This window comes from Microbispora sp. NPDC004025, from assembly GCF_053604425.1.
This window is the reverse complement of sequence record NZ_JBSGHN010000004.1, coordinates 340,591-366,955: the sequence shown is the minus strand read 5'-3', so window position 1 is coordinate 366,955 and position 26,365 is coordinate 340,591. Positions and strand designations below refer to the sequence as shown.

General features: G+C 71.9%; 27 protein-coding genes. 18 read left to right on the top strand and 9 right to left on the bottom strand.

Features of this window, described 5'->3' with window-relative positions; all coding sequences use genetic code 11:
• Positions 1-3: 3 nt before the first annotated feature.
• The 5 genes from dnaJ to ACWEQG_RS13670 all read right to left on the bottom strand — a co-directional run bounded on the left by dnaJ (position 4) and on the right by ACWEQG_RS13670 (position 5,040).
• Complete coding sequence (gene dnaJ / locus ACWEQG_RS13690; RefSeq protein ID WP_452284531.1) at positions 4-1,182, bottom strand: molecular chaperone DnaJ; 1,179 nt, start codon at positions 1,180-1,182, stop codon at positions 4-6.
• A 125-nt stretch (positions 1,183-1,307) separates the two neighbouring features.
• Positions 1,308-1,949, bottom strand: coding sequence for a nucleotide exchange factor GrpE (gene grpE, locus ACWEQG_RS13685; RefSeq protein WP_452284529.1), 642 nt, complete (start codon positions 1,947-1,949; stop codon positions 1,308-1,310).
• On the bottom strand, positions 1,946-3,811 hold the full coding sequence (gene dnaK, locus ACWEQG_RS13680) for a molecular chaperone DnaK (RefSeq protein WP_363463804.1): 1,866 nt from the start codon (positions 3,809-3,811) through the stop codon (positions 1,946-1,948). Before dnaK ends, grpE begins: the two co-directional genes overlap by 4 nt.
• Positions 3,812-4,002: 191 nt before the next feature.
• Complete coding sequence (locus ACWEQG_RS13675) at positions 4,003-4,470, bottom strand: hypothetical protein (protein WP_452284527.1); 468 nt, start codon at positions 4,468-4,470, stop codon at positions 4,003-4,005.
• 60 nt (positions 4,471-4,530) lie between these two features.
• Positions 4,531-5,040, bottom strand: coding sequence for a GNAT family N-acetyltransferase (locus ACWEQG_RS13670; RefSeq protein ID WP_452284525.1), 510 nt, complete (start codon positions 5,038-5,040; stop codon positions 4,531-4,533).
• A 156-nt stretch (positions 5,041-5,196) separates the two neighbouring features.
• On the opposite strand from ACWEQG_RS13670, the gene ACWEQG_RS13665 reads away from it, so the two are divergent.
• The 13 genes from ACWEQG_RS13665 (at position 5,197) to ACWEQG_RS13605 (ending at position 17,016) form a co-directional block, all read left to right on the top strand.
• Complete coding sequence (locus ACWEQG_RS13665) at positions 5,197-5,925, top strand: ABC transporter ATP-binding protein (protein WP_452284522.1); 729 nt, start codon at positions 5,197-5,199, stop codon at positions 5,923-5,925.
• Complete coding sequence (locus tag ACWEQG_RS13660) at positions 5,922-6,656, top strand: ABC transporter permease (protein WP_452284520.1); 735 nt, start codon at positions 5,922-5,924, stop codon at positions 6,654-6,656. The genes ACWEQG_RS13665 and ACWEQG_RS13660 overlap by 4 nt, the downstream gene beginning before the upstream one ends.
• A gap of 96 nt (positions 6,657-6,752) precedes the next feature.
• On the top strand, positions 6,753-7,547 hold the full coding sequence (proC, locus tag ACWEQG_RS13655) for a pyrroline-5-carboxylate reductase (protein WP_363463797.1): 795 nt from the start codon (positions 6,753-6,755) through the stop codon (positions 7,545-7,547).
• Positions 7,548-7,644: 97 nt separating this feature from the next.
• Positions 7,645-9,042 (top strand): efflux RND transporter periplasmic adaptor subunit, encoded by a 1,398-nt coding sequence (locus ACWEQG_RS13650; RefSeq protein WP_452284518.1) that lies wholly within the window; start codon positions 7,645-7,647, stop codon positions 9,040-9,042.
• A complete protein-coding gene (locus ACWEQG_RS13645) occupies positions 9,039-9,770 on the top strand; it encodes an ABC transporter ATP-binding protein (protein WP_452284517.1) in 732 nt (243 codons plus the stop codon). Before ACWEQG_RS13650 ends, ACWEQG_RS13645 begins: the two co-directional genes overlap by 4 nt.
• The gene (locus ACWEQG_RS13640) at positions 9,767-10,951 is read left to right on the top strand and encodes an ABC transporter permease (RefSeq protein WP_452284515.1); all 1,185 of its coding nucleotides are present in this window, start codon (positions 9,767-9,769) and stop codon (positions 10,949-10,951) included. Before ACWEQG_RS13645 ends, ACWEQG_RS13640 begins: the two co-directional genes overlap by 4 nt.
• Positions 10,952-11,064: 113 nt before the next feature.
• The gene (locus ACWEQG_RS13635) at positions 11,065-12,228 is read left to right on the top strand and encodes an acetoin utilization protein AcuC (RefSeq protein ID WP_452284513.1); all 1,164 of its coding nucleotides are present in this window, start codon (positions 11,065-11,067) and stop codon (positions 12,226-12,228) included.
• A 46-nt stretch (positions 12,229-12,274) separates the two neighbouring features.
• On the top strand, positions 12,275-13,066 hold the full coding sequence (locus ACWEQG_RS13630) for a phosphatase (protein ID WP_452284511.1): 792 nt from the start codon (positions 12,275-12,277) through the stop codon (positions 13,064-13,066).
• Between the two features lie 322 nt (positions 13,067-13,388).
• On the top strand, positions 13,389-13,592 hold the full coding sequence (locus ACWEQG_RS13625; RefSeq protein WP_030456159.1) for a helix-turn-helix domain-containing protein: 204 nt from the start codon (positions 13,389-13,391) through the stop codon (positions 13,590-13,592).
• A 155-nt stretch (positions 13,593-13,747) separates the two neighbouring features.
• On the top strand, positions 13,748-13,846 hold the full coding sequence (locus tag ACWEQG_RS13620; RefSeq protein ID WP_018654693.1) for a 30S ribosomal protein bS22: 99 nt from the start codon (positions 13,748-13,750) through the stop codon (positions 13,844-13,846).
• 71 nt (positions 13,847-13,917) lie between these two features.
• On the top strand, positions 13,918-14,964 hold the full coding sequence (locus ACWEQG_RS13615; protein ID WP_363463788.1) for an NAD-dependent epimerase/dehydratase family protein: 1,047 nt from the start codon (positions 13,918-13,920) through the stop codon (positions 14,962-14,964).
• Positions 14,964-15,878, top strand: a complete 915-nt coding sequence (locus ACWEQG_RS13610) for a lysophospholipid acyltransferase family protein (RefSeq protein ID WP_452284509.1) — start codon at positions 14,964-14,966, stop codon at positions 15,876-15,878. The genes ACWEQG_RS13615 and ACWEQG_RS13610 overlap by 1 nt, the downstream gene beginning before the upstream one ends.
• A gap of 115 nt (positions 15,879-15,993) precedes the next feature.
• Positions 15,994-17,016 (top strand): alpha/beta fold hydrolase, encoded by a 1,023-nt coding sequence (locus ACWEQG_RS13605; protein WP_452284507.1) that lies wholly within the window; start codon positions 15,994-15,996, stop codon positions 17,014-17,016.
• Between the two features lie 50 nt (positions 17,017-17,066).
• Here ACWEQG_RS13605 and ACWEQG_RS13600 read toward each other — a convergent pair whose 3' ends face one another.
• The 3 genes from ACWEQG_RS13600 to ACWEQG_RS13590 all read right to left on the bottom strand — a co-directional run bounded on the left by ACWEQG_RS13600 (position 17,067) and on the right by ACWEQG_RS13590 (position 19,561).
• The gene (locus ACWEQG_RS13600) at positions 17,067-17,936 is read right to left on the bottom strand and encodes an HAD family hydrolase (RefSeq protein ID WP_452284505.1); all 870 of its coding nucleotides are present in this window, start codon (positions 17,934-17,936) and stop codon (positions 17,067-17,069) included.
• 66 nt (positions 17,937-18,002) lie between these two features.
• Entirely contained in the window at positions 18,003-18,752 is a 750-nt protein-coding gene (locus tag ACWEQG_RS13595; RefSeq protein WP_452284503.1) for a DUF5667 domain-containing protein, read from the bottom strand.
• A gap of 155 nt (positions 18,753-18,907) precedes the next feature.
• Complete coding sequence (locus tag ACWEQG_RS13590; protein ID WP_452284501.1) at positions 18,908-19,561, bottom strand: sigma-70 family RNA polymerase sigma factor; 654 nt, start codon at positions 19,559-19,561, stop codon at positions 18,908-18,910.
• A 180-nt stretch (positions 19,562-19,741) separates the two neighbouring features.
• Between ACWEQG_RS13590 and ACWEQG_RS13585 the strand changes: the two genes are divergently transcribed.
• Positions 19,742-21,388, top strand: a complete 1,647-nt coding sequence (locus ACWEQG_RS13585) for a hypothetical protein (RefSeq protein WP_452284499.1) — start codon at positions 19,742-19,744, stop codon at positions 21,386-21,388.
• A 16-nt stretch (positions 21,389-21,404) separates the two neighbouring features.
• On the opposite strand, the gene ACWEQG_RS13580 is transcribed toward ACWEQG_RS13585, so the two are convergent.
• Positions 21,405-21,653 (bottom strand): glutaredoxin family protein, encoded by a 249-nt coding sequence (locus tag ACWEQG_RS13580; protein ID WP_363469698.1) that lies wholly within the window; start codon positions 21,651-21,653, stop codon positions 21,405-21,407.
• Between the two features lie 194 nt (positions 21,654-21,847).
• Between ACWEQG_RS13580 and ACWEQG_RS13575 the strand changes: the two genes are divergently transcribed.
• The 4 genes from ACWEQG_RS13575 to ACWEQG_RS13560 are packed head-to-tail and all read left to right on the top strand — an operon-like array spanning position 21,848 to position 26,361.
• Complete coding sequence (locus ACWEQG_RS13575; protein WP_346225068.1) at positions 21,848-22,546, top strand: redox-sensing transcriptional repressor Rex; 699 nt, start codon at positions 21,848-21,850, stop codon at positions 22,544-22,546.
• A 25-nt stretch (positions 22,547-22,571) separates the two neighbouring features.
• Entirely contained in the window at positions 22,572-23,867 is a 1,296-nt protein-coding gene (locus ACWEQG_RS13570; protein WP_452284498.1) for a glutamyl-tRNA reductase, read from the top strand.
• A 35-nt stretch (positions 23,868-23,902) separates the two neighbouring features.
• The gene (gene hemC / locus ACWEQG_RS13565) at positions 23,903-24,775 is read left to right on the top strand and encodes a hydroxymethylbilane synthase (RefSeq protein ID WP_452285094.1); all 873 of its coding nucleotides are present in this window, start codon (positions 23,903-23,905) and stop codon (positions 24,773-24,775) included.
• The gene (locus ACWEQG_RS13560) at positions 24,772-26,361 is read left to right on the top strand and encodes a bifunctional uroporphyrinogen-III C-methyltransferase/uroporphyrinogen-III synthase (protein WP_363469704.1); all 1,590 of its coding nucleotides are present in this window, start codon (positions 24,772-24,774) and stop codon (positions 26,359-26,361) included. Before hemC ends, ACWEQG_RS13560 begins: the two co-directional genes overlap by 4 nt.
• The last annotated feature ends 4 nt before the right edge of the window (positions 26,362-26,365 follow it).

The following is a 26,365-nucleotide window of genomic DNA, read 5'->3' as shown; positions in this document are numbered from 1 at the left end:
GGCTCACTCGCTTCTGGCCTGCTTGATGAGCTCTTCGCGAAGGTCCGGGCCCTCCGTGGCGTTCCTGAACTCCTCGAGGGCCGCGCGGGCCTTGTCGTCGAGGTTCTGCGGCACCGCGACCTGCACGGTGACCAGCAGGTCGCCCTTCGTGCCGTCCTTGCGGGAGGCCCCCCTGCCGCGCACCCGGAACGTCCGCCCGTTGGGCGTCCCCTCGGGAATGCGCAGAGTCACCGGCATCCCCCGGAGAATCGGCACCTTGATCTCGGCGCCGAGCGCGGCCTCGGGGAAGGTGACGGGGACCGTGACGGTCAGGTTCTCCCCGCTGCGCCCGAACACGGGGTGCGGCTTGACGTGGACCAGCACGTAGAGGTCGCCGGCCGGGCCGCCGTTCTCACCGGGCGCGCCCTTGCCCTTGATCCTGATGCGCTGGCCGTCGCCGACTCCGGCCGGGATGCGGGCCTGGATCGTACGGGTGCTCTTGCCGCGCCCGCTGCCGTCGCAGACGGGGCAGGGGTCGTCGACCACCAGGCCCCGGCCGCGGCAGTCGCGGCACGGCTCGGAGAAGGCGAAGTTGCCGAGGTTGCGGCTGGCCGCCCCGGTTCCCTCGCAGGTCGGGCAGACCCGTGGCGTGGTGCCTGCCTTCGCCCCCGTGCCGCCGCAGGCGGTGCAGGCGGCCGAACTGGTCAGCCGGAGTGACACGGTCGTGCCGTCGACCGCCTCGCCGAAGGCGAGCGTCACCTCCGATTCGACGTCCTGGCCGCGCCGGGGCCGGGCACTGGTCGTGCGCGTGCCCGTGCCCGCGCCGCCCCGGTTGAACAGTCCCCCGAACAGGTCCCCGATCCGCTCGCCCGACCCTGAGCCGCCGAACAGGTCGCCGAGGTCGAAGTTGAAGCCGCCGCCGGCCCCGCGCGGGCCGCCCGCCCCCGCGAAGCCGCCCACACCCGACCCGAACAGGGTGCGCGCCTCGTCGTACTCCTTGCGCCGCTTGACGTCGGACAGCACGTCGTACGCCTCGGAGACCTCCTTGAACTTCTCCTCGGTCTCCTTGTTCCCCGGGTTGGCGTCGGGGTGGTACTGCCGGGCGAGCTTGCGGTACGCCTTCTTGATCTCCTCGGCGCTCGCGGTCTTGGGCACACCAAGGACGGCGTAGTAGTCCTTTTCCAAGTAGTCCTTGGTGCTCATCTATCGCTTCCTTCGCACGAAAGGGGGAGTCAATCTGTGTTCCCGCGGGCGGTCCCGCGGCTGTCGTCGCGGGTGCCCTCGCGGGTCTCTCCCGATCTTCGCCGATCGGGAGAGACTCCGCGGTTTCAGTTCTCGTCCGGCCCGCCGGACTCACCGGAGCCGGCCGCCGTCTCCTCCGGCGCCGCCTCCTCGCTCGGCTCGGCGACGGCCACGCGGGCGGCCCGCAGGATCCGGTCGTTGACCCGGTAGCCGGGCTGGAGGATCTCGACGCACGTCGGCTCGCTCACCTCCGCCGAATAGCTGTGCAGCAGGGCCTCGTGCACGGTCGGGTCGAAGGGGTCGCCCTTCGCGCCGTACGCGGTCAGGCCCAGCTTGCCGACGGCCGCCTCCAGCGATTCGCTCACCTTCGCGAAGCCCCCGGTCAACTCGCCGTGGTCGCGGGCGCGACCGATGTCGTCGAGCACCGGCAGCAGTTCGGTGAGCACACTCGCGACGGCCTGCTCCCTGACGGCGATCCGGTCGCGATCGACCCGCTTGCGGTAGTTGCTGAACTCCGCCTGGAGCCGCTGGAGGTCGGCGGTGCGCTCGGCGAGCAGGTCCGTCGCGGACCCCCCGGCGGGCGCCGTCGCCGTCTCCGTCCCGTCGTCCCCGGGGGCCGCCTCGGTGGCGTCCCCGGAGGAGTCGCGGGCCTTGCCGGTCTCCGGGTCGATCTTGCGGTTGTCGCGGATCACCGGCTCCTCCTCGGCGCCGTTCTCACGCGGGCTCACTTGCGGCCGCCCTCCCGCTCGTCGTCGACGATCTCGGCCTCGACCACGTCCTCGTCGGCCTTCGCCTGCGCGCCCTCCGCGCCCGCGTCGGCCGCGGCGCCCTCGGCGCCGCCCTGCGACTGGGCGTAGATGGCCGAGCCCATCTTCTGGCTGACGGTCGCGAGCTTCTCGGCGGCGGTGCGGATGACGGGGATGTCGGTGCCCTCCAGCGCCTTCTTCAGCTCGGCGAGCGAGTCGTTGACCTCGGTCTTGACGTCGGCCGGGACCTTCTCGTCGTTCTCGCGGAGGAACTTCTCCGTCTGGTAGGCCAGGGCGTCCGCGTTGTTGCGGACCTCGGCCTCCTCGCGGCGCTTCTTGTCGTCCTCGGCGTAGGACTCCGCCTCGCGCATCATGCGCTCGATGTCGTCCTTGCCCAGAGCCGAGCCGCCGGTGATGGTCATCGACTGCTCCTTGCCCGTGCCGAGGTCCTTCGCGGAGACGTTCACGATGCCGTTGGCGTCGATGTCGAAGGTGACCTCGATCTGCGGGATGCCGCGCGGGGCCGGGGCGATGCCGGTCAGCTCGAAGGTGGCCAGCTTCTTGTTGTACGCCGCGATCTCACGCTCGCCCTGGTAGACCTGGATCTGCACCGACGGCTGGTTGTCCTCGGCCGTGGTGAAGACCTCCGAGCGCTTGGTCGGGATCGTCGTGTTGCGCTCGATGATCTTGGTGAAGATCCCGCCCTTGGTCTCGATGCCGAGGCTCAGCGGGGTGACGTCGAGCAGCAGGACGTCCTTGACCTCGCCCTTGAGGACGCCGGCCTGGAGTGCGGCGCCGATGGCGACGACCTCGTCCGGGTTCACGCCCTTGTTGGGCTCCTTGCCGCCGGTCAGCTCCTTGACCAGCTCGGACACGGCCGGCATGCGGGTGGAGCCACCGACCATGACCACGTGGGCGATGTCGGCGACCTTGATCCCCGCGTCCTTGATGACCTGGTTGAAGGGGCCCTTGCAGCGCTCGAGCAGGTCGGCGGTGATCCGCTGGAACTCCGCCCGGGTCAGCTTCTCCTCCAGGTGCAGCGGGCCCTCGGAGGAGGCGGTGATGTAGGGCAGGTTGATCGTGGTCTCGGTCTGGGCCGACAGCTCGATCTTGGCCTTCTCGGCCGCCTCGCGCAGGCGCTGCAGGGCCATCTTGTCCTTGGACAGGTCGACGCCGTGCGCGTTCTTGAAACGGGTCACCAGCTCGTCGACGACCCGCTGGTCCCAGTCGTCGCCGCCCAGGTGGTTGTCACCGCTGGTGGCCTTGACCTCGACGAACCCGTGCCCGTCCTCCTGGCCGACGTCGAGCAGGGACACGTCGAAGGTGCCGCCGCCGAGGTCGAAGACCAGGATGGTCTGGTCCTTCTCCTTGTCCAGGCCGTAGGCCAGGGCCGCGGAGGTGGGCTCGTTGATGATGCGCAGCACGTTGAGGCCCGCGATCTGGCCGGCCTCCTTGGTGGCCTGCCGCTGGGCGTCGTTGAAGTACGCCGGGACGGTGATCACCGCATCGGTGATCTTCTCGCCCAGGTACGCCTCCGCGTCCTGCTTGAGCTTCTGCAGGACGAACGCGCTGATCTGCTGGGGCGTGAACTTCTTGCCGTCGATCTCGATCGACCAGTTCGTGCCCATGTGGCGCTTGACCGAGCGGATGGTCCTGTCGACGTTCGTCACCGCCTGCCGCTTGGCGACCTCGCCGACGAGAACCTCCCCGTTCTTCGCGAACGCGACCACGGACGGCGTGGTCCGCGAGCCCTGAGCGTTCGCGATGACCGTGGGCTCGCCGCCCTCGAGAATCGAGACGACGGAGTTGGTCGTCCCCAGGTCGATACCTACCGCACGTGCCATGAGTACGTCCTTGTAGTCAAAGTTGAGTCGGTCAGACTCAAATACTGGGGCCCCGGTGGGGGCTCTGTCAAACAGCTTGAGTCTATGGGGCTCAACCCTGGGACGCGCGGATTTCTTCCCGTCATCGCCAGTCGCGAGGCGCCGTCCTCGCTGCTTCGCGGCGGGTGGCGTCCCCCCGCCGCCCGTGCGGCCTATTTGGCGCCGTCCACGACCTTTCGGCCGTCGAGGGGGGCCTTGAGCTGCACCTTGGTGCTCTTGAGGATCGCGATCGCGATGCACATGGCGTCGGGCGAGCGCCGGTCCTGTCCCTCGTACAGCGTGACGGTGACCTCGCGCGCCGTCTCGGTCACCTCGACGCGGTCGAGCACGGTGCAGGGCTCCACGCCCGACCACCACACCACGTCGAGGGACCAGCCGTCGTCGGCGGGAGTGGCGCTCTCCCATGGCACCTTGCGCGGGTTCAGGGTGGGCCCGGCCGGGGTCACGGGAGAGGGGGCGCCGCTCGGAGCGCCGGACGGCGAGACCGGCGCGGGCGAGCCGTGGCCGGCCTCGGCGCCCGTGGGGGAGCCGTCCGGCTGTTCGGGTGAGGCCGAGGTGGAGGAGGTCCCCCCGCAGGCGACCGCCAGGAACAGGAGGGCCACGAGCCAGAGCTTTCTCATGCCCCTTACACGGCTGTAAAGAGCCTCCGGTTCACCTGCCGCAACGCCCCCAGGGCGCCTTCACGAGGCGTCCCGGCGGCGCGTCAGCACGCGGGTGACGCTGCCGTCGTCCTCGGTTATGTCCCGGACGTGCTCGAAGCCGATCCTGGCCAGCACGGCCAGCGAGGCGCTGTTCGGCGCCGCCACGGTGGCGTACACCTCCGTGAGCCTCAGGACGTCGAAGCCGTAGGCGACGACCGCCCCGGCCAGTTCTCTCCCCAGGCCCGATCCCCGCATACCGGGGGCCAGCGCGTAGATGATCTCGTAGCCGTCCGCCACGTCCGTCGGCTTGATCTCGGCGTGCCCGGCGAAGCGGCCGTTCCGGCGGACGGCCCAGACGTCGAACGAGTCCTGGGCGTAGACCTTCGTGAAGATCCGTCCGAACAGCGCGCGGCACTCCGCCTCGGTGACGGGACCGTCGCCCATCCACTGCGACACCCTGAGGTCCTGGAACAGGGTGACGAAGTCTTCCTCGTCTTCGGGAGCGTAAGGCTCCAGCAGCAGACGCTCGGTATGCAGAGTCGGGGTCATAAGCCGCGAAGTTACTCATCGGGCGTTCCTGCGGACAATCCGCTTTTGCCACGGCACGGGCGCTCGTGCGCCCGCCGAAGCCGTCCGCGCACCCGCACGCGAGGCGGTGCGCGTGGTGCATTGACGCGCCGTCTCGCCGGGGACTAATTTCATCGCATGATGAATTTATCGGATCCCGCGGTCGCCGTACGCGATCTGCGGGTGTCCAGGGGTGGGGTGGAGGTTCTGCACGGCCTCACCTTCGACGTGCCCCGGGGACAGGTCACCGGCCTGCTCGGACCGAGCGGCTGCGGCAAGACGACGCTCATGCGGGCGATCGTGGGCGTCCAGATCGTCGGCGGCGGTGAGGTGCGCGTGCTCGGCGCGCCGGCCGGAAGCGCGGGCCTGCGGCGCAGGATCGGCTACTCCACCCAGAGCCCGGCCGTCTACCGGGACCTGACCGTGCTGGAGAACCTGCGCTACTTCGCGGCCGTGCTCGGCGCCCCGAAGGACGACCCCGGGCGGGTGCTGACGGAGGTCGGGCTCGCCGGCGCCGCCCACCAGCTCGGGTCCACGCTCTCGGGCGGCCAGCTGGGCCGGGCCGGGCTCGCCGTCGCGCTCCTCGGCCGTCCGGAACTGCTCGTGCTCGACGAGCCGACGGTCGGGCTCGACCCCGTGCTGCGGCAGGAGCTGTGGACGCTGTTCAACCGCCTGGCCGAGGGCGGCACCACGATCCTGGTCTCCAGCCATGTCATGGACGAGGCGGCGCGGTGCGAGCGGCTGATCGTGCTGCGCCAGGGGGAGATCCTGGCCGACGACACTCCCGGCGGCCTGCGCGCGCACACGCGTACGACGGACCTGGAGGAGGCGTTCCTGCGCCTGATCGAGGAGAGGGCGGCGGCATGAACGTCGCGATCACCCTCGCCACGGCCCGGCGGATCATCACCCAGCTCCGCCACGACCGGCGCACGGTCGCGCTGATGGTGCTCGTGCCGACGCTGGTGATGATCCTGCTCTACTACGTGATGGACGACGAGCGGGCCTTCGGCCACTGGGCGCCGATCCTGCTGTGCGTCTTCCCCTTCCTGGTGATGTTCCTCATCACCTCGATCGCCACCCTGCGCGAGCGCACGTCGGGCACGCTGGAGCGGCTCATGGCGATGCCGCTCGGCCGGCTCGACCTTCTCCTCGGGTACGGCCTCGCGTTCGGGCTGGCGGCGTGCGCCCAGGTGGCGCTGGCGCTGGCCGTCTCCCTCACCTGGCTGGGCCTGGACCTGCCGGGCCCGCTGTGGCCGCTGGTGCTCGTGGCGCTGCTCAACGCCCTGCTCGGCACCGCGCTCGGCCTGCTGTGCAGCGCGTTCGCCCGTACGGAGTTCCAGGCCGTGCAGTTCATGCCGATCGTCATGCTCCCCCAGATCCTGCTCGGGGGGATCCTCGTGCCGCGCGGGCAGATGGCGACCGTGCTCGAATGGATCTCCGGCGTGCTGCCCATGTCGTACGCGATCGAGGCGATGACGCACGCGGTCGCGGACACCGATCCGGGCGGCGAGTTCTGGCGTGACGTCCTGGTGGTGGCGGGGTCGGCCGTGCTCGCCCTCCTGCTCGGCGCCGCCACGCTGCGCCGCCGGACCCCCTGAGCGCCGGCCGGGTGCCGGCGGACGGCGGGTTCGGCTCCGTCCGCGGGGTCGGTAAGCTGCGTGGAGATCCCGGCGGAGCCCAGAAGAGGTGCAGCAATGATCGCGATTCTCGGGACCGGAAAGATGGGCGAGGCCCTGCTTTCCGGGCTGGTACGCGCCGGACTGCGGCCCGAGGAGATCGTGGCGACGGCCCGCAGGCCCGAGCGGGCCGAGGCGCTGCGCGAGCGGTACGGCGTGCGGGTCGCGGGCAACGCCGAGGCCGCCAAGCTGGCCGAGACGATCATCCTCGCGGTCAAGCCGCAGGACATGGACGCGCTGCTGACCGAGATCGCCCCGCACGTGGCCGCCGACCGGCTGGTGATCTCGGTGGCCGCCGGCATCACGACGGCGTTCGTGGAGGCGAGGCTCGGCGACGGCGTCGCGGTCGTGCGGGTCATGTCCAACACGCCCGTCCTGGTGGACGAGGCCATGAGCGTCATCTCGGCCGGGGCCCACGCCTCCGAGGAGCACCTCAAGCGCACCGAGGCGCTGCTCAGCCCGGTGGGCAAGGTGCTGCGCATCCCCGAGAAGCAGCAGGACGCCGCCACCGCGCTGTCCGGCAGCGGCCCGGCCTACTTCTTCTACCTGGTCGAGGCCATGGTCGACGCCGGCATCCTGCTGGGCATGCCGCGCGCCGCCGCTCTCGACATGGTCACCCAGTCGATCGTCGGCGCCGCGATCATGCTGCGCGACTCCGGAGAGCACCCGGTGATCCTGCGCGAGGGCGTGACCTCGCCCGGAGGCACCACGATCGCCGCCATCGCCGAGCTGGAGCGCCACAAGGTGCGGGCCGCGTTCCTCGACGCGATCGAGGCCGCCTGCGAGCGCAGCCGCCGTCTCGCCGGCGGCTGACACACCGCGTCTTCGCGCCGCCCGGTGACACACCGCGTCTTCGCGCCGGACCGGCGTCTCCCGGGACGGATGTTGACCATCGCTTTACGATTGGCCGGTGGTGTCCCGTCGCGGGATCATCCCGCTTCTCGCCGTCCTGCTCGCCGCCGGGTGCTCGTCGCCCGAACCTTCGAAAACCCAGGTGGCGACGGTCACCAGGACCACCGTCAGCGAGGTCGTCGAGGCCCCGGCGACGGTGGGCGCGCGTGCGACGGCCACTCTGACCGCTCCCGCCCCGGGCACGGTCGCCCGCCTGTACGTCCAGGACGGCGACACGGTGAAGAAGGGCCAGATCCTCGCCAGGATCGGCTCTCCCCAGGCCAGACAGCAGCTCTCCGCCGCGCGGAAGGCCGACCGGCAGGCCGCCCGTCCAATCTCCTTCGGCGGCGCGGGCGGCGTTCCGGCGAGCGTACGGCTGCCGCGCCTGCGACTGCCCGCCTCGCTCGACGCCCACGTCGCCCGGTCCTTCGCCCGGGCGAGGAAGGCCGCCAGGTCGATCGGCGACCGTAAGGCCCGGGCCCGGCTGCTGGCCGCCATCGACGCCGCCGAGCGGCGCCAGCGGGCCCAGCGCCGGGCGCTGGGTGAGGTGCTCGACGGGCTCACCCGCTCGATCGACCAGAGCCTGTCGCAGGTGAGCGGCCAGGTCAGCGCGGGGTTGAGCGGGCTGAGCGCGTCGATGGCGTCGCTGCGGGCGGCGTCGAGGTCCCAGACCAGGGCGGCCGTGCGCGCGGCCGAGCAGACCGTGGACGCCCTGGTCGTCAGGGCGCCTTTCGGCGGGGTGGTCACGCTCGGCGGCGCGTCGTCCGCGGGCGGCGCGGCCGGCCTCGGCGCGCTGGTCTCGCAGCTGCCGGCCGGGCTGGCGGGCCAGGCGGGAGCAGCGGCGGCCGCTCCCGCGGGCCGTTCCGGCGGGACGATCGCCACCGGTGTCCCGGTGGCCGCGGGAGACCCGATCGCCACGGTGACCGACGTGTCCGTGCTCACGCTGTCCGCCGACGTCGACGAGACCGACGTGCTGCTGGTCCGCGAGGGCACGCGGGCCGAGGCCGAGTTCGACGCGGTGACCGGCGGGACCTACACCGCCACCGTGACGGGCGTCGGGGTCACGCCCAAGGAGGGCGCGACCGGCGGCGTCAGCTATCCCGTACGACTGCGATTGGGCCGGGGCTCCTACGACGACGGCGGCGCGGCCCCGGCGCCCAAGCCGGGGATGAGCGCCGTCGTGCGGCTGGCCGTACGCCGGTCGGAGAACGCCACGGCCGTGCCCGCGTCGGCGATCGTGACGAGCGGCCGGGAGACGATCGTGTGGGCGGTGCGCGGCGGCAGGGCGGAGCGGCGGGTCGTACGGCTGGGCGCGCAGGGCGACGCGGTCGTGGAGATTCTGAGCGGAGTGTCTCCGGGCGAGCACGTGGTGGTCAGGGGCGCCGACGCCGTACGCCCCGGCCAGTCGCTGTCGTGAGCCGTGACGGGGGCGCGGGAGCGCCGGCGTTCGAGGCGATCGGCCTCACCCGCTCCTACCGCCTGGACGGAGGGGTGCTGGTCGACGCGCTGCGCGGGGTGGACCTGCGCATCGGGCAGGGGGAGTTCGCGGCGATCGTGGGACCGTCGGGGTCGGGCAAGTCGACGCTCATGCACCTGCTCGGCTGCCTCGACCGGCCGACCTCGGGCACGCTGCGGGTGGACGGAGTCGACGTGGCGACGCTCGACGACGCCGGGCTGGCCGGCCTGCGCAACCGCACGATCGGCTTCGTGTTCCAGTCCTTCCACCTGCTGGCCCGCACGTCCGCTCTCGACAACGTGGCGCTGCCGCTGGTCTACCGGGGCGTGCCCAGGGCCGAGCGCAGGGATCGGGCCCGGGCGGCGCTGGAGGCGGTCGGGCTCGGCCACCGGCTCACGCACCGGCCGTCCCAGATGTCCGGCGGCGAGCAGCAGCGGGTGGCGGTCGCCCGCGCGCTGGTGGGCGATCCGCGGGTGGTGCTCGCCGACGAGCCCACCGGCAACCTCGACACCCGCAACGGCGAGGAGGTGATGGGCCTGCTCGAACGGCTCAACGAGGGCGGCGTGGCCGTCGTCCTCGTCACCCACGACGCCGAGGTCGCCGCCCGGGCCCGCCGTCAGATCCGCGTACGGGACGGCAGGGTGGAGACGGACACAGCCGAGACGGACACAGCGGAGGCGGACGCGTGAGAACCGCCGAGGCGCTGCGGATGGCGGTGGAGGCGCTGCGGGTCAACCGGCTGCGCAGCATGCTGACCATGCTCGGCGTCATCATCGGCGTGCTCTCGGTCGTGATCCTCGTCGCCGTCGGCACCGGCGCCAAGAACGCCGTCGAAAGCGAGATCGCGGGGCTCGGCAGCAACATCATCCTCGTGGTCCCCGGCCAGGTGGGGCTGGGCGCGGCCCCCACCCAGAGCCGCCTCGACCTGGCGGACGTCGCGTATGTGCGGCGCGTGGTCGGCGACCCGTCGAAGGTGACGGTGGCGGTGAACTCCGGTGAGCCGGTCCGGGTGGGGCGCGTGGAGGTGTTCGCCACGCTCACCGGGACGGACGAGAATATGCCCCACGTGTTCGACCGTCCGCTGCGCCGGGGCCGCTACCTCACCGAGACCGACGTGGACACGCGGCGGCGGGTGGCGATCCTCGGCGCGGAGGTCGCGGCCAAGCTGTTCGGCGACGTCGACCCGATCGGCCGCCAGGTCACGATCGCCGGGGTGCGGTTCCGGGTGATCGGCGTCTACGAGACCGTCGGGTCCACGTTCGGGGTGGCGCGGGACCAGGAGGTGCACCTGCCGGTCACCACCGCCCAGCGGCTGATCGGGCTGCCGAGGATCAACGGCATCGCCGTCGGCGCCTCGAGCCCCGACGAGATCGAACCGCTGCGGCAGCGGGTGGTGGCCGCCCTGGACGCCCGCTATCCGGGAGAGAAGTTCTCCGCCGTCACGCAGACCCAGCTTCTCGGCACGGTCGGCACGGTCCTCGGCATGCTGACCGGCGTGCTGGCGGCCATCGCGGGGATCTCGCTGCTGGTCGGCGGCGTCGGCGTGTCCAACATCATGCTGGTCAGCGTCAGGGAGCGGACCAAGGAGATCGGCCTGCGCAAGGCGCTCGGTGCCCGCGGCCGCGACATCCTCGGCCAGTTCCTGATCGAGGCCGTGCTGCTGACCACGATCGGCGGCGTGATCGGCATCCTGACCGGCGTCGGCGGGGCGCTGCTGATCCGGACGGTCTCGCCGGTCCCCGCGTCGATCACCTGGTGGTCGATCGCGCTCGCCTTCGGGGTCTCCGCGGCCGTTGGCGTCTTCTTCGGCGTGGCCCCCGCGCGGCGCGCGGCCAGGCTCGACCCCGTCGTCGCCCTCCGCGCGGACTGAGGCCGGCTGAAGCCTCCTGATGCCGACCGATGCCTACCGACGCGGACCGACGGCGTCACGACCCGCGCCGCCCGTATCGACGTCCGCGACCAGCCGTGCGGTAGCGTCGCGTCATGAGTCAGGCGGTGCGGGTGGTTTGGGACGACGCTCTGGTTTCCTACGATTTCGGGCCCGGCCACCCGCTCGCGCCCGTACGCGTCGAGCTCACCATGGCACTCGCTCGCGACCTGGGCGTGCTCGACGCCGCCGAGATGACCGGCTGCGTCCCCGCGACCGAGGACGAGATCGCGCTGGTGCACCACCGGGACTACATCGAGGCGGTCAAGAACGTCTCCAAGGACGGCCGCCCGGACCTGCGCTACGGGCTCGGCACCGAGGACAATCCCGCCTTCGTGGGCGTCCACGAGGCCTCCGCCCTGGTCACGGGGGCGACGCTGGCCGCCGCCAGGGCGGTGTGGACGGGTGAGGCCGAGCACGCGGTCAACGTGGCCGGCGGGCTGCACCACGCCATGCCCGGCGCCGCCAGCGGCTTCTGCGTCTACAACGACCCGGCCGTCGCCATCGCGTGGCTGCTGTCGCAGGGCGCGACCAGGATCGCGTACGTGGACGTGGACGTCCACCACGGCGACGGCGTGCAGGCGGCGTTCTACGACGACCCGAGGGTGCTCACGATCAGCCTGCACGAGAGCCCGCGCACGCTGTTCCCCGGCACCGGTTTCCCCCACGAGACCGGCGCGGAGGGCACGGCGGTCAACGTCGCGCTGCCGGCCGGGTGCGGCGACACCGGGTGGCTGCGCGCCTTCCACGCGGTGGTCCCGCCGCTGCTGCGGCATTTCCAGCCGCAGATCCTGGTCACCCAGCAGGGCTGCGACAGCCACGCCCTCGACCCGCTGGCCCACCTGATGCTCAGCCTCGACGGGCAGCGCACGGCGTACGCCGCGCTGCACCGGCTGGCCCACGAGACCGCCGAGGGCCGGTGGATCGCGGTGGGCGGCGGGGGATACGAGCTGGTCCAGGTCGTGCCGCGGGCGTGGACCCACCTGATCGCCGAGGCGGTGGGACGCCCCGTAGAACCGTCGGCCGAGACCCCGGAGACCTGGCGGACCTTCGTGCGGGAGCGCACCGGGGAGATCCCACCGCTGCGGATGACGGACGGACGGCACCCACAATGGCGTGACATTTCGGAAGGGTACGATCCAGCCGACGCCGTCGACCGGGCCGTCATCGCGACCAGGAAGGCGGTGTTCCCCTTCCACGGGCTGGACCCCATGCCGTAGCCGTGGGGGCCGGAATCACACCGAGACGAGGAGCGCTGTACCTGTCGTGACCCTTCCGCCGCCCCGAACGCCCACCAGAGCCGAACTGCGCGAACACCTCGTCAGGACCGCCATCGCCGGTGACGTGGCGACCAGCCGCGAGAACAACCTCGATCACTACCGGTCGCTCGCGCTGCGCGACCCGCACTACCTCTTCGGGCTCAGCTTCGCGGGCGAGTGGTCCTACCACGAGGTGCTCGCGCTGATGGCCGAGAAGGCGGGGGTCGTCGCCGATCCCGGGCACCGCGAGGGCCCCGACACCATCGACCCCGAGCGGACCATCGACGCGATCGAGGAGATGGGCGAGCGGATCGCGAAGGTGCTGCGGCGCGCCTCGCCCCGGATCGTGCTCGCCACCGGCCACCCGACCGGCCTGCTCACCATCCACCTCGCGCTGGCGCGGTTCCTCGCGGACAACGGGGCGTCCCTGCTCTTCCCGGCGGAGGGGTGGACGCACATCGGCGGCCTGGGCCGCCGCAGGCGGATCCGCTACCTGGACGGCGTGGCGATGCTGGAGGACCGGGGCACGTTCGTCCACACCCACGAGGCGGCGCCGATGGAGGCGATGCTGGCCGAGGAGCGGCCCGATCTTGTGATCGCCGACCACGGCTGGGCCGGGGCCGCGGGTGAGGCCGGGGTCGAGACCGTGGGCTTCGCCGACAGCAACGACCCGGCGCTGTTCGTGGGCGAGGCCGAGGGCAAGATCGCGGTCACCGTTCCCCTGGATGACAACGTGCTGCCCCGCTTCTACGCTCCGTTGACGGCGTACCTGCTCGCCCGGGTCGCCCGCAGCCTCTGACTCCCCTCGACTCCCCTTCCGGACCTCCCAAACCGGGCATTTCGCGCCCGCTTTTGCGCCTCTGTGCCGACCGGTTGCCAACTTTTTTCTGTGCCTGGGCGACTCTAATGGGAGAGAAGTTGGTCCGTTCCAAGGTTGAGGCGAGGGGCACGGTCCGGCTGCTGCCAGCGACTTTCCCGGTTTTGACGGCGCATGGCTCTGACGACTGATGGAATGAGGGGTTTGCCTAGTCGGAGTCCGGACTTACGCTGACGGCAGTACACGTGCGTGAGCAATGGCACCAGTGGGGATAACCCGGAAACACGTGCGGAAGAGGCGTCCGATGGGTGCAGGCGAAAGACCTCTCAGCGAGGTGAAGTTCTTGACGGTGGCCGAGGTGGCGACCGTCATGCGGGTGTCCAAGATGACCGTGTACCGGCTTGTGCACTCCGGTGAGTTACCGGCCATCCGTGTCGGCCGGTCCTTCAGGGTGCCCGAGCAGGCGGTCCACGACTACTTGCGGGACGCGTTCATCGAAGCAGGATGAACCGCCCGGGCGGCCGCGCTTGACAGTGGCGTGGCCGACTCCCGGCCGATGCGGGGTCCCCCGGGGGAGCGATCTACCACGGATCGCCGGTAGTCTGTTGTGCCGGTGTGCGCTCGCGCGCCGGTTGGACAGACACACCTTCACCTGGGGGTCCCGTGGGCTCTGTGATCAAGAAGCGCCGCAAGCGCATGGCCAAGAAGAAGCACCGCAAGCTGCTGAAGAAGACCCGTATCCAGCGGCGTAACAAGAAGTAGCCGAGACGGAGCGCGCACCGGTCCTCAGGGACCGGGCGACCGTGAACACGCACACCCCCGGCGAGGCATCGATGACTCGTACTGTGCTGGTCACCGGCGTCTCCGGTCACATCGGCGCTCGTGTGGCGATCGCGCTCGCGGCCGACCCGGAGATCGACCGGGTCATCGGCGTGGACACGGCGCCGCCGCCATCCTCCGCCGGGGAGGACGGCGCGGTGCTCGGCCGCACCGAGTTCGTCCGGGTCGCGTTGCGCAGTCCCGACCTTGTCAAGGTCATCAGGGACGCCGATGTCGACACCGTCGTGCACCTCAGCCTGGTCAGCGGCCCCGGCGGCGGCCGGGCCGGTGACACCGTCGGTGGCCGGCCGGCCATGAAGGAGCACAACGTCATCGGGACGATGCAGCTGCTCGCGGCGTGTCAGCGCTCCGCCACGGTGCGCCGGGTGGTCGTGCGGTCCACCACGGCCGTGTACGGCTCCTCTCCGCACGCTCCGGCCGTGTTCACCGAGGACACCCTGCCGGTCGAGGTGTCCCATCACGGCTACGCCAGGGACGCCACAGAGGTGGAGACGTACGTGCGGGGCTTCGCCCGGCGCCGGCCCGACGTGACGACGACCACGCTGCGGTTCGCCAACCTCATGGGGCCGGGCGTCGACTCGCCGTTGACGCGGTACTTCTCCCAGCCCGTGCTGCCCACCGTGCTCGGGTTCGACCCCCGGCTGCAGTTCGTCCACGAGGACGACGCGGTCGAGGTGCTGTGCCGTACGGCGCGGGCCGACCACCCGGGCGTGTTCAACGTCGCGGGCGACGGCGTCCTGCTGCTGTCGCAGTGCGCGCGGCGGACGGGCCGGCCGGTGGTACCGATGCCGTCTCCCGCCTTCCGCCTCGTCAGCGGGGTCGCCCGTGGCGCGCGGCTGGTGGACTTCTCACCCGAGCAGCTGTCGCTCATGAGCCACGGCCGCGCGGTGGACACCACCAGGCTCGGCGCCGAGCTCGGCTGGCGGCCGAAGTACAGCACGGCGGCGGCGTTCGACGACTTCCTCCGCTCCCGCGGCGGCCCGGGCGAGCTGCCGCGCGCCGCCGTCGACTGGCTGGCCGATCTCCTGACGGGACGCTGATGGACGACTTCCGGGACCGGCACACGGTCGAGGGTGCGGCGGAAGGCACGGCTGGGGGCACGGCTGGGAGCACGGCCGACGAGCGGCTCGCCGAGCTGTTCGCCTTCCTGCGGCGCAGGCTCACCGGCGAGTACGAGGTCGACGAGTTCGGCTACGACCCCGACCTCAACGAGAAGGTGCTGCTGGAGGCGTTGCGCCCGCTCTACCGGCACTGGTTCAGGACCGAGGCCCTCGGCCTGGGCAACGTGCCGGCCGACAGCGGCGCGCTGATCGTGGCCAACCATTCCGGCACGCTGCCCGTGGATGCGCTGATGCTGCAGGTCGCGATGCACGACGAGCTGGGCAGGCCGCTGCGTCTGCTCGGCGCCCACCTGGTCTACCAGCTGCCCGTGCTCGGGCACCTGGCCCGCAAGTCCGGGCACACGCTCGCGTGCCCCGAGGACGCCGACCGGCTGCTGCGCAAGGGTGAGGTCGTCGGCGTCTTCCCCGAGGGCTTCAAGGGCATCGGCAAGCCGTTCTCCGAGCGCTACCGGCTCCAGCGGTTCGGCCGCGGCGGGTTCGTCGCGTCGGCGATCAGAGCAGGCGTGCCGATCGTGCCGTGCGCCATCGTGGGGGCGGAGGAGATCTACCCCAAGATCGGCGACGTCCCGTCGCTCGCCCGGCTGCTCGGCCTGCCGTACCTGCCGATCACGCCGCTGTTCCCGTGGTTCGGGCCGCTCGGCCTGCTCCCGCTGCCGTCGAAGTGGCTGATCGAGTTCGGCGAGCCCATCCGGACCGACGAGTACGCCCCGGAGGAGGCCGACGACCCCATGCTGGTCTTCGACCTGACCGACCATGTCCGGGAGATCTTGCAGGGCCAGCTCGACGCCCTGCGGCTGCGCCGGGGACCGGCGTTTCCGCCGATCGCGATGTGACAACGGGCCGCGTACGGGACTGCGCAAGGGCGTCTGACAGCGCGCCGGGACCGGGTCCAGCACAGCGACCTACTGGTCGGTATGGTGTGCTCACCCTCATCCCCGGAGGAGCACCATGAACAAGGGGCGGAAGGCCGCCCTCGCCGGGCTCGCCCTCGGCTTGGCGATCGGCACCGCGCGACGCGTCCAGACCGGACGCGCGAAGGCCGCACAGGGTCCGTACGGCGCGTCCGCGCGCCGTACGACGGTCACGACCGACGACGGGGTACGCCTGGCCGTCGAGATCGACGACCATCCCGACCCCCGGTGCGCCGTCGTCTTCGCGCACGGCTGGCTGATGAACCGGCACTGCTGGCAGCTCCAGCGCGAGGCCCTGGCGGGTCTGGGCACGCTCGTCTTCTACGACCAGCGCGGGCACGGCGACTCCTCGGCCGGGGCGCTGGAGTCCTACACGATCGACCGGCTGGGCGACGACCTGGCCGCCGTCGTCGAGGCCGCCGTGCCGGAAGGGCTGCCCGTCGTCCTCGTCGGCCACTCGATGGGCGGCATGACGATCATGGCGTTCGCGGACCGGCACCCCGGCATGACCGAGTCGCGGGTGGCGGGCGCCGCGCTGCTCAGCACCTCGTCCGGCGGGCTCGACACCAGCACCTTCGGTCTCCCCGGGCCGTTCGGGCGGCTGGCTCCCCGGGTCGCGACATCGGTGTTCGAGAACATGATGGCCCGCGCCGCGGTCATCGACGCGCGTCCCCGGTTGAAGGGCTGGACGAACCTGCCGGTGACCCGGTACGTCGCCTTCGGCAGGGGCGCGAGCCGCCGGCACGTCCGGGTGGTGAACGCGATGGCCACGGCGACGCCCACGGAGGTCATGGTCGGGTTCTTCCGGGACTTCCGGGTGCACGACAAGCACGCCGCGCTGAAGGCGCTGGAGACCGTGAAGACGCTCGTCATGGTGGGAGAGCGGGACCGGCTCACCCCGCTGGCCCACAGCCGCAGGATCGCCGAGGCGCTGCCGGCCGCCCGGTTCGTCCGCATGCCCGGCACCGGGCACATGATCGGCTACGAACGCCCCGCGTCGGTGAACCGGGAGCTGACCAGCCTGATCATGCGGGCCGTGGCGGACCGGCCGGTGGCCTGACCACCGCTCACGGCCGTGGGCGACCCCCGCGCGGGCCTTGATTCAGAGGGTCAGAGGGCGGAGCGGTAGTGACGGCGCAGCGCGATGCCGGCGGCGACGCCGCCCGCGATGGCCCCCGCCGTCGCGGCGATCGGCAGGCCGATCATCGTCGCCTTCCGGCCCGTGCGGAAGTCGCGGATGTCCCAGCCGTTCTCCCTGGCGTGCTCGCGCAGTTCGCTGTCCGGGTTGATCGCGTGCGGCTGCCCGACCAGGGAGAGCATGGGCAGGTCGTTGGCCGAGTCGCTGTAGGCGGAGCAGCGCTCGAGGTCGAGGCCCTCGCGGCGCGCCAGCGCCCGGACGGCCTCGGCCTTGGCCGGGCCGTGCAGCAGATCGCCGACGAGCCTGCCGGTGTAGGCGCCGTCGGCGGTCTCGGCGACCGTGCCGAGCGCGCCGGTGAGCCCGAGCCGCTGCGCGATGACCCGGGCCAGCTCGACCGGAGTGGCGGTGACCAGCCACACGCGCTGCCCGGCGTCGAGGTGCGCCTGGGCCAGCGCGCGCGTGCCCTGCCACACGCGGTCGGCCATCACGTCGTCGTAGATCTCCTCGCCCAGCCGGACGACCTCGTCCACCTTCAGCCCGGCGACGAAGGCGAGGGCCATCTCCTTGGCCTTCGCGATGTGCTCGGGGTTCTCGTTGCCCCGTACGCGAAACAACGCCTGCCCGAGCGCGAACTTCATCAGGTCACGGCTGGTGAACAGGCCGCGCGACGCCAGTCCGCGGGCGAAGTGGTAGATGGAGGCGCCGCGCATCATGGTGTTGTCCACGTCGAAGAACGCCGCAGCCGTGAGGTCGGGGACGATCTCGGGGGCGGACACCGCCGCGGCGGCCGCCACCTCACCGGCGATTTCCGCCGCTTCCCGCCGTCGCAATAGCCGCCTCATGGCTCATCAGCTTAACCGCCGCACGGTGCCGGGAACGGGACCAGGGTGTGAGCGGGACATGACGTGTCAACGTCCGGAACCCGTGAACGAGTCGATATAACTCAGATACTGGTTCGCTTTGTCGCGATTTTCCTGGTCGAGCTTCGGCAGCAGCGGCTCCACCAGATTGTGCTGCTCACGGGCGAACTTGCGGGCGTCGCCCGAGGTCTGTCCCCGCCGGGCCACCCGGCTGAGCGCGGACCTGGTGGTCGACTCCATGTCGTCGAGCGTCTGCGCGATCAGCCGGCGGCTGCCGGGGGCGGACGTGCCCACCAGCGAGGCGGTCTCGGCCGCCCGCTGCCGTGCCGCCACCATCTCCCGCTTCGCCAGCTCCTCCTCGCTGTACGCGAGGTCGAGCACCGTCGACTCCGCCAGCCGCTTCAGCGGGTACAGCACCTCGCCGGGCACCGAATGGTAGGTCCGCACACCGGTGCCGAACATCCCCGCCAGCAGCACGCAGAACACCAGCAGGGGGCGCAGCCGTACGAGCGGGGACCGGCGGGGGCGCGGCCGCGGGGGCCCGGCGGCCGGCGGCGCCGCGTGCCTGCCCGCGGTGCGCTCGGCGGCGTGGGCGCGCATCAGCTCGGCACGCAGCCTCTCGCGGAACTCCGGTCTCGGGCCGTCGCCCGGCCGGGGGCGCAGGCCTGTCAGGCGCGCGACGGCCCCGCGGGTGCGGGGCGGCCGCTCACGGCGGAACGGGTCCCGGCGGCCGGCGACGCCGCGTGCGCGGGCCTTCGACCCGCCGCTCGCCCGGCGCGAGGGTCGCCACCAGCCCATCACCGCTCCCGCCATCCCCCGCTTGACGCCGGCGGAGATCCGCGCGCCGAGCCGCTGGGAGGCGCTCGTCGCCCTCCGGACGGCCCGCGGATCCGCCTGAAGATCCGACCTGCCACATGCCCAACGATGGGGTATGGGTAATGGTTACGGGGGGCTCAGCCGAGATCGTCGGGGAGCGCCCGGGCGAGCGCCCTGATCGCCCGGAACTGCAGCGCCTTGATCGCCCCGGACTTCTTGCCCATGATCTTCGCCGTCTCGGCGAGCGACATCCCGTGCAGGAAGCGCAGGATCACGCATTCCTGCTGCTCCGCGCCGAGTTGCTTGATCGCCTGCATGACCCGCTCGTTGACCATGTTCGCGACGACCGCGTTCTCGGGGATGTGCGGGCCGTCCAGGGGCGTGTCGAGTATCTCGGCGGTGGTCACCTCGAGACGGTTGCGGCCCGACTTGAAGTGGTCGGTGATGAGGTTGCGGGCGATCGTGACCAGCCAGGCGCCGAAGTCGCGGCCCTGCCAGGTGAACTCGGCGATGCCCCGCAGCGCCCGCAGGAACGTCTCGCTCGTCAGGTCCTCGGCCAGCGCGTGGCTGCCGACCCGGAAGTAGACGTACCGGTAGACCAGCTCTAAGTAGTGGTCGTAGAGCATGCCGAACGCCTCGCTGTCGCCGGTCTTGGCGCGCAGCACGAGGCTTCGCATCTCGTCGTACTCGTACTCGTGCTCGCGGTCGGCGAGACCGGTGGAGCGCGCGGATTGCGCTGCTCCTGCGGCGGCCGGAGGGGACAGCCCGGCCAACGGCCACGTATTCGGCATCCGTTATCCCATGGGGGAAGGGGAGTCGGCGTGCTCGAACACTCTAGAAATCAACGGGAGATAACACAATCCGTTCGGGTGGAGGAATCGTGTTCGGGTGCGGAGACGCGGGTGGTGACATTCCCGTACAGGGCGACCGGCTACCGGTGACGAGCCGATGTCCGGCAGCATGGGTCCACCATGGAAGTCCTCGTCGCACTCCTCGCGTTCGCCGGCGCACTGCTCGCCGGCATCACCACCGGCGTCCTCGTCGGGCGTCTCCGTGACGAGCCGGCCGGTTGGCTGATCGCGTGGAGCATCGCCACGGGCGCGCTGGCGTTGTCGCTCGGCGCCATCGCCGTCGGCCACCTCACCGGTTTCGGACCCGTGACGTTCCGGGCGTACCAGATCACCGGGTCGCTGCTGGCGCCGCTGTGGCTGACGATCGGCGTCGTCCAGCTCCTCTCGGAGAAGCGCGGCGCCCGCTTCGCCGGCTGGCTCCTCGGCGCCGCGCTCACCGTCGTGGGCACGGTCATCATGGTGCTCGACCCCGTCGTCACCGCCGGGTTCGGCAAGTCGCTGCCCGACGGGCCGGCCCACTGGGACCTCTGGCCGGAGTGGCTGTTGCGGGGCGTCCACGGCCTGGTGGTCTTCCTGCTCCTGCTCTGCCTCGCCATGGCGCTGATGGCCTGGCGTGACGGCGACGACTACGACGTCGACAACATGAACGCGACCGTCGTGCTCGCCCCGGCGGGAATGGCGATCTCGGGCGTGCTCGAATTCGGGCTCCCGGGGCTGGTCGTCGTCGTGGTGCTGGCCGCCTCCGCCGGCGGCGTCTGGTACGCCGTGGCTCGCCCGCTCGCGCCGTACGACGACGAGGACGAGGACGACGAGGCCCCCGAGGAGGAGTGGCAGGGGCGGCGCGGCGGCCGGGCCGACAGCGCCCTGCGCGCCGAGACCCGTGTGCCCTCCGCGCCCTCCGGGCCGCCCGCGCCGCCGCGCGGGGCTCCGGGAGGCCGCCCCGCGAGGCCCGGCGCGGCTCCGCCCGGGGTCCCTGGAGCGCCGGGTGTTCCGGGAGGGCCAGGTGTTCCGGGAGCGGCCGGGGGGCCGGGAGGGCCGCGCCGATCCGGGCTCGGGGACCTGGTGGCCGAATACCGGGCGGGGGAGCAGGGCGAGGTCGACTACGCCGCCCGCATGCGTCCCTCCGACGGCCGCCCGTCCGCCGACGACTTCGGCGGGCCCGCGACCGGTCAGCTCCTCGCCGCCGACCAGTACGGCCAGCCCCCTCGGCCCGAGTACGGCATGCCCGCGGCGGCTCCGTCCGAGCCCGACCGGGCGATGCCCGCCACGGGGGCCCTCTATCCCGGGGCGGAGGTCCCCGACCCGGCCGACCTCGCGGCGAGCTTCGGCGTGGGGTTCGGCGGCAGGTCCCGGCCGCCCATGAACCGCCCGGGCGGCGGGCAGGGGGACCGGCCGGTGGGCCGGCCGGCCGGACAGGGGGGCTCGGTGAAGCCGGCTCCCGGCATCTACGGCCTGCTGACCGTCTTCACGCTGCTCGACGGCTCGGGCGAGGCGTTCGACAAGCTGGCCGAGGAGACGGTGGAGGCCGTCCAGCGCAACGAACCCGACACGCTGCTGTTCGTCTGCCACGGCGTCAAGTCGGCGCCGCTCCAGCGCATCGTCTACGAGCTCTACCGGGACGAGGTCGGCTACGGCGAGCACCAGCGCCAGCCGCACATGGAGCGGTTCGCGACCGAGCGGGTGAGGTACGTGCTGGCGGCCAACGTCATCGAGCTCAGCGTCAACGCCGCCAAGGTGGTCCCCCTCCCCACCCGCCAGATTCTCTGACCCCTCCCGGGTGGGGTCAGCGGCTGAGGGCCTCGCGGAGCCGGTTCTCGTTCACCCGCCAGTAGTCGTGCTGCACGCCGTCGATCAGCACGACGGGGATCATCTCCCAGTACTCCGCCTGGTCCTCGGGAGAGGCGGTGATGTCGCGTTCCTCCCAGGGAACGCCCAGCTCCGCCGCCACGCGCTCGATCACCGCGCGGGCGTCGTCGCACAGATGGCAGCCGGGCTTGCCGAGCAGCGTGATCCGGTGATCTCGAGGAGCCATGCTCTCGATTATTGCGATCCTCGTGGCCCGGAATGGAGACCGGCGTCCCCTCCTGCGACCCTTGGATGCGTGGGAAGCAGCGCACGATCACTTTGTGCATCGCTTCACAAAGGCACTAACCTGGTATTCATCCGTCGCATCCGCTGTGCGGCCGGGGGCGTAACCGGCCGACCGTCCCCCTGGAGCCCCGGCAAGTGATCCGCCGTATCCCGCAGGCCCGCGACCGCGGCATTCCCGACGCCACGGTGGCGAGGTTGCCGCTCTACCTGCGCGCGCTCAACGGGATGGCCGAGCGCGGCACGGCGACGGTGAGCTCGGAGGACCTGGCGCTCGCCGCCGGGGTGAACTCCGCCAAGCTCCGCAAGGACCTGTCCCACCTGGGGTCGTACGGCACCCGGGGCGTGGGCTACGACGTGCAGTACCTCATCTACCAGATATCGCGTGAGCTTGGTCTCACTCAGGACTGGGCGGTGGCCATCGTGGGCGTGGGAAACCTCGGCCGGGCGCTGGCCAACTACGGCGGGTTCGCCTCCCGCGGGTTCCGGATCGCCGGCCTGCTCGACGCGGATCCGCACGTCGTGGGCGACCGGATCGCCGGTCTCGTCGTCGAGCACACGGACGAGCTGGAATCGGTGATCCGCAAGCGCGGGGTGTCGATCGTGGTGATCGCCACCCCCGCCACGGCGGCGCAGCAGGTTTGCGACCGTGTCATCGCGGCCGGCGTCACCAGTATTTTGAACTTCGCCCCTGTCGTCCTGGCTGTGCCTGACGGCGTGGACGTCCGTAAAGTCGATTTATCCATCGAACTGCAGATACTTGCGTTCCACGAGCAGCGCAAGGCTAATGGAGGGCCCATCATGGCCGAGGAGTGGCCGGACGGGGTGGTCATGTGAGTGAGCCATCGATCGGAGCGAGCTCATGAGTGTCCTCGTCGTCGGCCTGAGCCACCGGACGACACCGGTCGCGCTGCTCGAACGTGTCACGGTCAGCGGGGACGCGCTCGTCAAGCTGCTGCACGACGTGCAGGCGGACGAGAACGTGTCCGAGGCGCTGGTCGTCTCGACGTGCAACCGCGTCGAGGTCTACGCCGTCGTCGACCGTTTCCACGGCGGCGTCACCGCGGTGACGAACATGCTCGCCGCGCACTCGGGCCTCCCGCAGGAGATGCTCGCGCGGCACCTGTACGTGCACTACGAGGACCGCGCGGTCCAGCACCTGTTCGCCGTCGCCTGCGGGCTCGAGTCCATGGTGATCGGCGAGGGGCAGATCCTCGGCCAGATCCGCGGCGCGCTGCGCCTGGCGCAGGAGGAGGGCACGGCCGGGACCACGCTCAACGAGCTGGCCCAGCACGCGCTGCGCGTGGGCAAGCGCGCGCACGCCGACACCGGCATCGACCGGGCCGGCGCGTCCCTGGTCGGGGTGGGGCTGACGCTCGCCGAGCGGGTGCTCGGCCCGATCACCGGCCGGCGCGCCCTGGTCGTGGGCGCGGGCTCGATGAGCGCGCTGTCCGCCGCGACGCTGTCCCGCGCGGGCGTGACCGACATCGTCATCGCCAACCGCACCCTCGAGCGCGCGGAACGGCTCGCCGAGACGGTCGGCGGCCGGGCCGCGGACCTGGCCGACGTCCCCGCCGAGCTGGCCGAGGCCGACCTAGTCATCTCCTGCGTCGGCGCCGGGACCCGCACGATCACACCCGAGATGATCGGTGACCGCGCGCGTCCGCTGTTCCTCCTCGACCTCGCGCTGCCGCACGACGTGGACCCCGGCGTACGGGCCCTGCCCGGCGTGACGCTGGTCGACCTGGAGTCGATGCAGCAGGACGGCGTGGGCGACGTCTCGGACGGCGGCCGGGCCGAGGCGATCTGCGAGGTCAGGCGCATCGTGGCCGAGGAGGTCACCGCCTACCTCGACGCGGCGCGCGCCGCGGTCGTCACCCCGACGGTCGTCGCCCTGCGCAGCAAGGCCGCCGGGGTCGTCGAGGCCGAGATGGGCCGGCTGCTGTCCCGCCTGCCGGACATCGACGGGCGGATGCGCGACGAGATCACCCAGACTGTGCGGCGGGTCGTGGACAAGCTGCTCCACGAACCGACCGTACGGGTCAAGCGGCTGGCCGCCTCACCGGGCGGCGACCAGTACGCGGAGGCGCTGCGCGAGCTGTTCGACCTCGACCCGAAGACGCCCGACGCCGTCGCGAGCCTGGAGGTGGAACAGTGACCGTCCCCCTGCGGCTCGGCACCCGCAAGAGCCTGATGGCGACCTCGCAGTCGCAGATCGTCGCCGACCGGCTGACCGCGCTGACCGGCCGGGAGGTGGAGCTCGTCGGCGTCACCACGTTCGGCGACGTGTCCCGGGCCCACCTGACCCAGCTCGGCGGCACCGGCGTGTTCGTGAACGACCTGCGCGGCAGGCTGCTCGCGGGCGAGGTCGACTTCGCGGTCCACTCACTGAAGGACCTGCCGACCAAGCCGGACGAGCGGATCGCGATGGCGGCGATCACGCGGCGGGACGACCCGCGCGACGCGCTCGTCGGCCCGGTCAAGCTGCACGACCTGCCCGCCGGGGCCCGCATCGGCACCGGCTCGCCGCGCCGGGTGGCCCAGCTGCGGGCGCTCCGGCCGGATCTCGAGTACGTCCCGATCAGGGGCAACGCGGAGACCCGCATCGGCAAGGTGACGTCGGGCGAGCTCGACGCCATCGTGCTGGCCGCCGCAGGGCTGGTCAGGATCCGCCGGGACGCGGAGATCGCCCAGGTGTTCGAGGTCGACGAGATGCTGCCCGCTCCCGGGCAGGGCGCCCTCGCCGTCGAGTGCCTGTCCGACCGCGACGACCTCATCGAGCTGCTGAGCGCCGTCGACGACCCGCTGACGCGGGCCGCGGTGGGCGCCGAGCGCTCGGTGCTCGCCGCCCTCGAGGCCGGTTGCGCGGCCCCGGTAGGTGCTTTCGCCTCCGGTGACGGGCACATTCTCAATCTGACCGCCACCGTCGTCGCCGTCGACGGCGCACGGTCGGTGCGCAAGTCCACCTCCGGACCCACTTCGACGGCCGTGGAGATGGGCCGCGATCTCGCGGCCGCCATGATCGCCGAGGGGGCCGACACGTTGATGGGGGAGCAGGCCCGTTGAGCCCCGCGAATCACAGCACTCAGACCCGGTCCGGGTTCGTCGCCTTCGTCGGCGCCGGCCCCGGTGACGAGAACCTGCTCACGTTGCGCGGCGCCGACCTGCTGGGCAGGGCGGACGTCGTCGTGCTCGACCGGCAGGCGTACGGCTCACTGCTGCGCCACTGCCGGGAGGACGTCGAGGTCGTCGACATCTCCGCCGACGCGGCGGAGAACTCGGTGTCGCTGAAGACCATCCAGGCCGCCAAGGCGGGCCGTACGGTCGTTCGGCTGTGCTCCGGCGACCCGTCCTTCTTCTCCTCGGTCACCGACGAGGTGGCCGCCTGCGCCAAGGCGGACGTGGACTTCGAGATCGTGCCGGGCGTGCCGCCCGCCACGGCCGTGCTGACCTACGCCGGCATCCCGCCGGCGGCGTCGGCGCCGGAGTTCCGCATCGTCGACGCCGCGCAGGTGGACGACTGGGCGAAGCACGCCGCGTGCGAGGGCACGCTGGTGATCTACAACGGCGTCGCGGACGCGGTCCCGATCGGCAAGGCGCTGATCGCCGCGGGCAAGCCCGACTCGACGCCGGTGGCGGTGACCAGCGACGGCACGACCACCGAGCAGTACACGGTGGTCTCCACGCTCGGACGCCTCGGTCCCGACCTCAAGCACGCCGGGATGACCGAGCCCGCGCTGATCGTGGTCGGCGACGCGGTCGGCATGCGCGAGCGCCTGTCCTGGTTCGAGACCAAGTCGCTGTTCGGCTGGCGGGTCCTCGTGCCGCGCACCAAGGAGCAGTCCAAGGGCCTGTCGGAGCAGCTGCGCTCGTACGGCGCGGTGCCCGAGGAGGTGCCGACGATCTCCGTCGAGCCGCCGCGCACGCCACAGCAGATGGACCGCGCCATCAAGGGCCTGGTCACGGGCCGCTACGAGTGGGTCGCCTTCACCAGCGCCAACGCGGTCAAGGCGGTGCGCGAGAAGTTCGAGGAGTACGGCCTGGACGCCCGGGCCTTCGCCGGGCTCAAGGTCGCCGCCGTGGGCGAGGCCACCTCGCGGGCGCTGGTGGAGTTCGGCGTGAAGCCCGACCTCATGCCGACGGGCGAGCAGTCGTCCGAGGGCCTGCTGGCCGAGTGGCCGCCGTACGACTCGATGCTCGACCCGATCAACCGCGTGCTGCTGCCGCGGGCCGACATCGCGACCGAGACGCTGGTGGCGGGCCTGACCCAGCTCGGCTGGGAGTGCGACGACGTGACGGCCTACCGGACCGTGCGCGCCGCGCCGCCGCCGGCCCCGATCCGCGAGGCGATCAAGGGCGGCGGGTTCGACGCCGTGCTGTTCACCTCGTCCTCGACCGTGCGGAACCTCGTCGGCATCGCCGGCAAGCCGCACAACGTCACGGTGATCGCGGTCATCGGGCCGCAGACGGCCAAGACGGCCGAGGAGTTCGGGCTGCGGGTCGACGTGATGGCCGACAATCCGTCCGCTTCGGCCCTCGCGGCCGCGCTGGCGGACTACGGTGCCAAGATGCGGCACGCCGCGGTCTCGGCGGGCGAGGTGCCCCGCCGGCCGTCCCAGATGCGCAGGGGCGCACGGCGCCGCGTGAAATGAACCG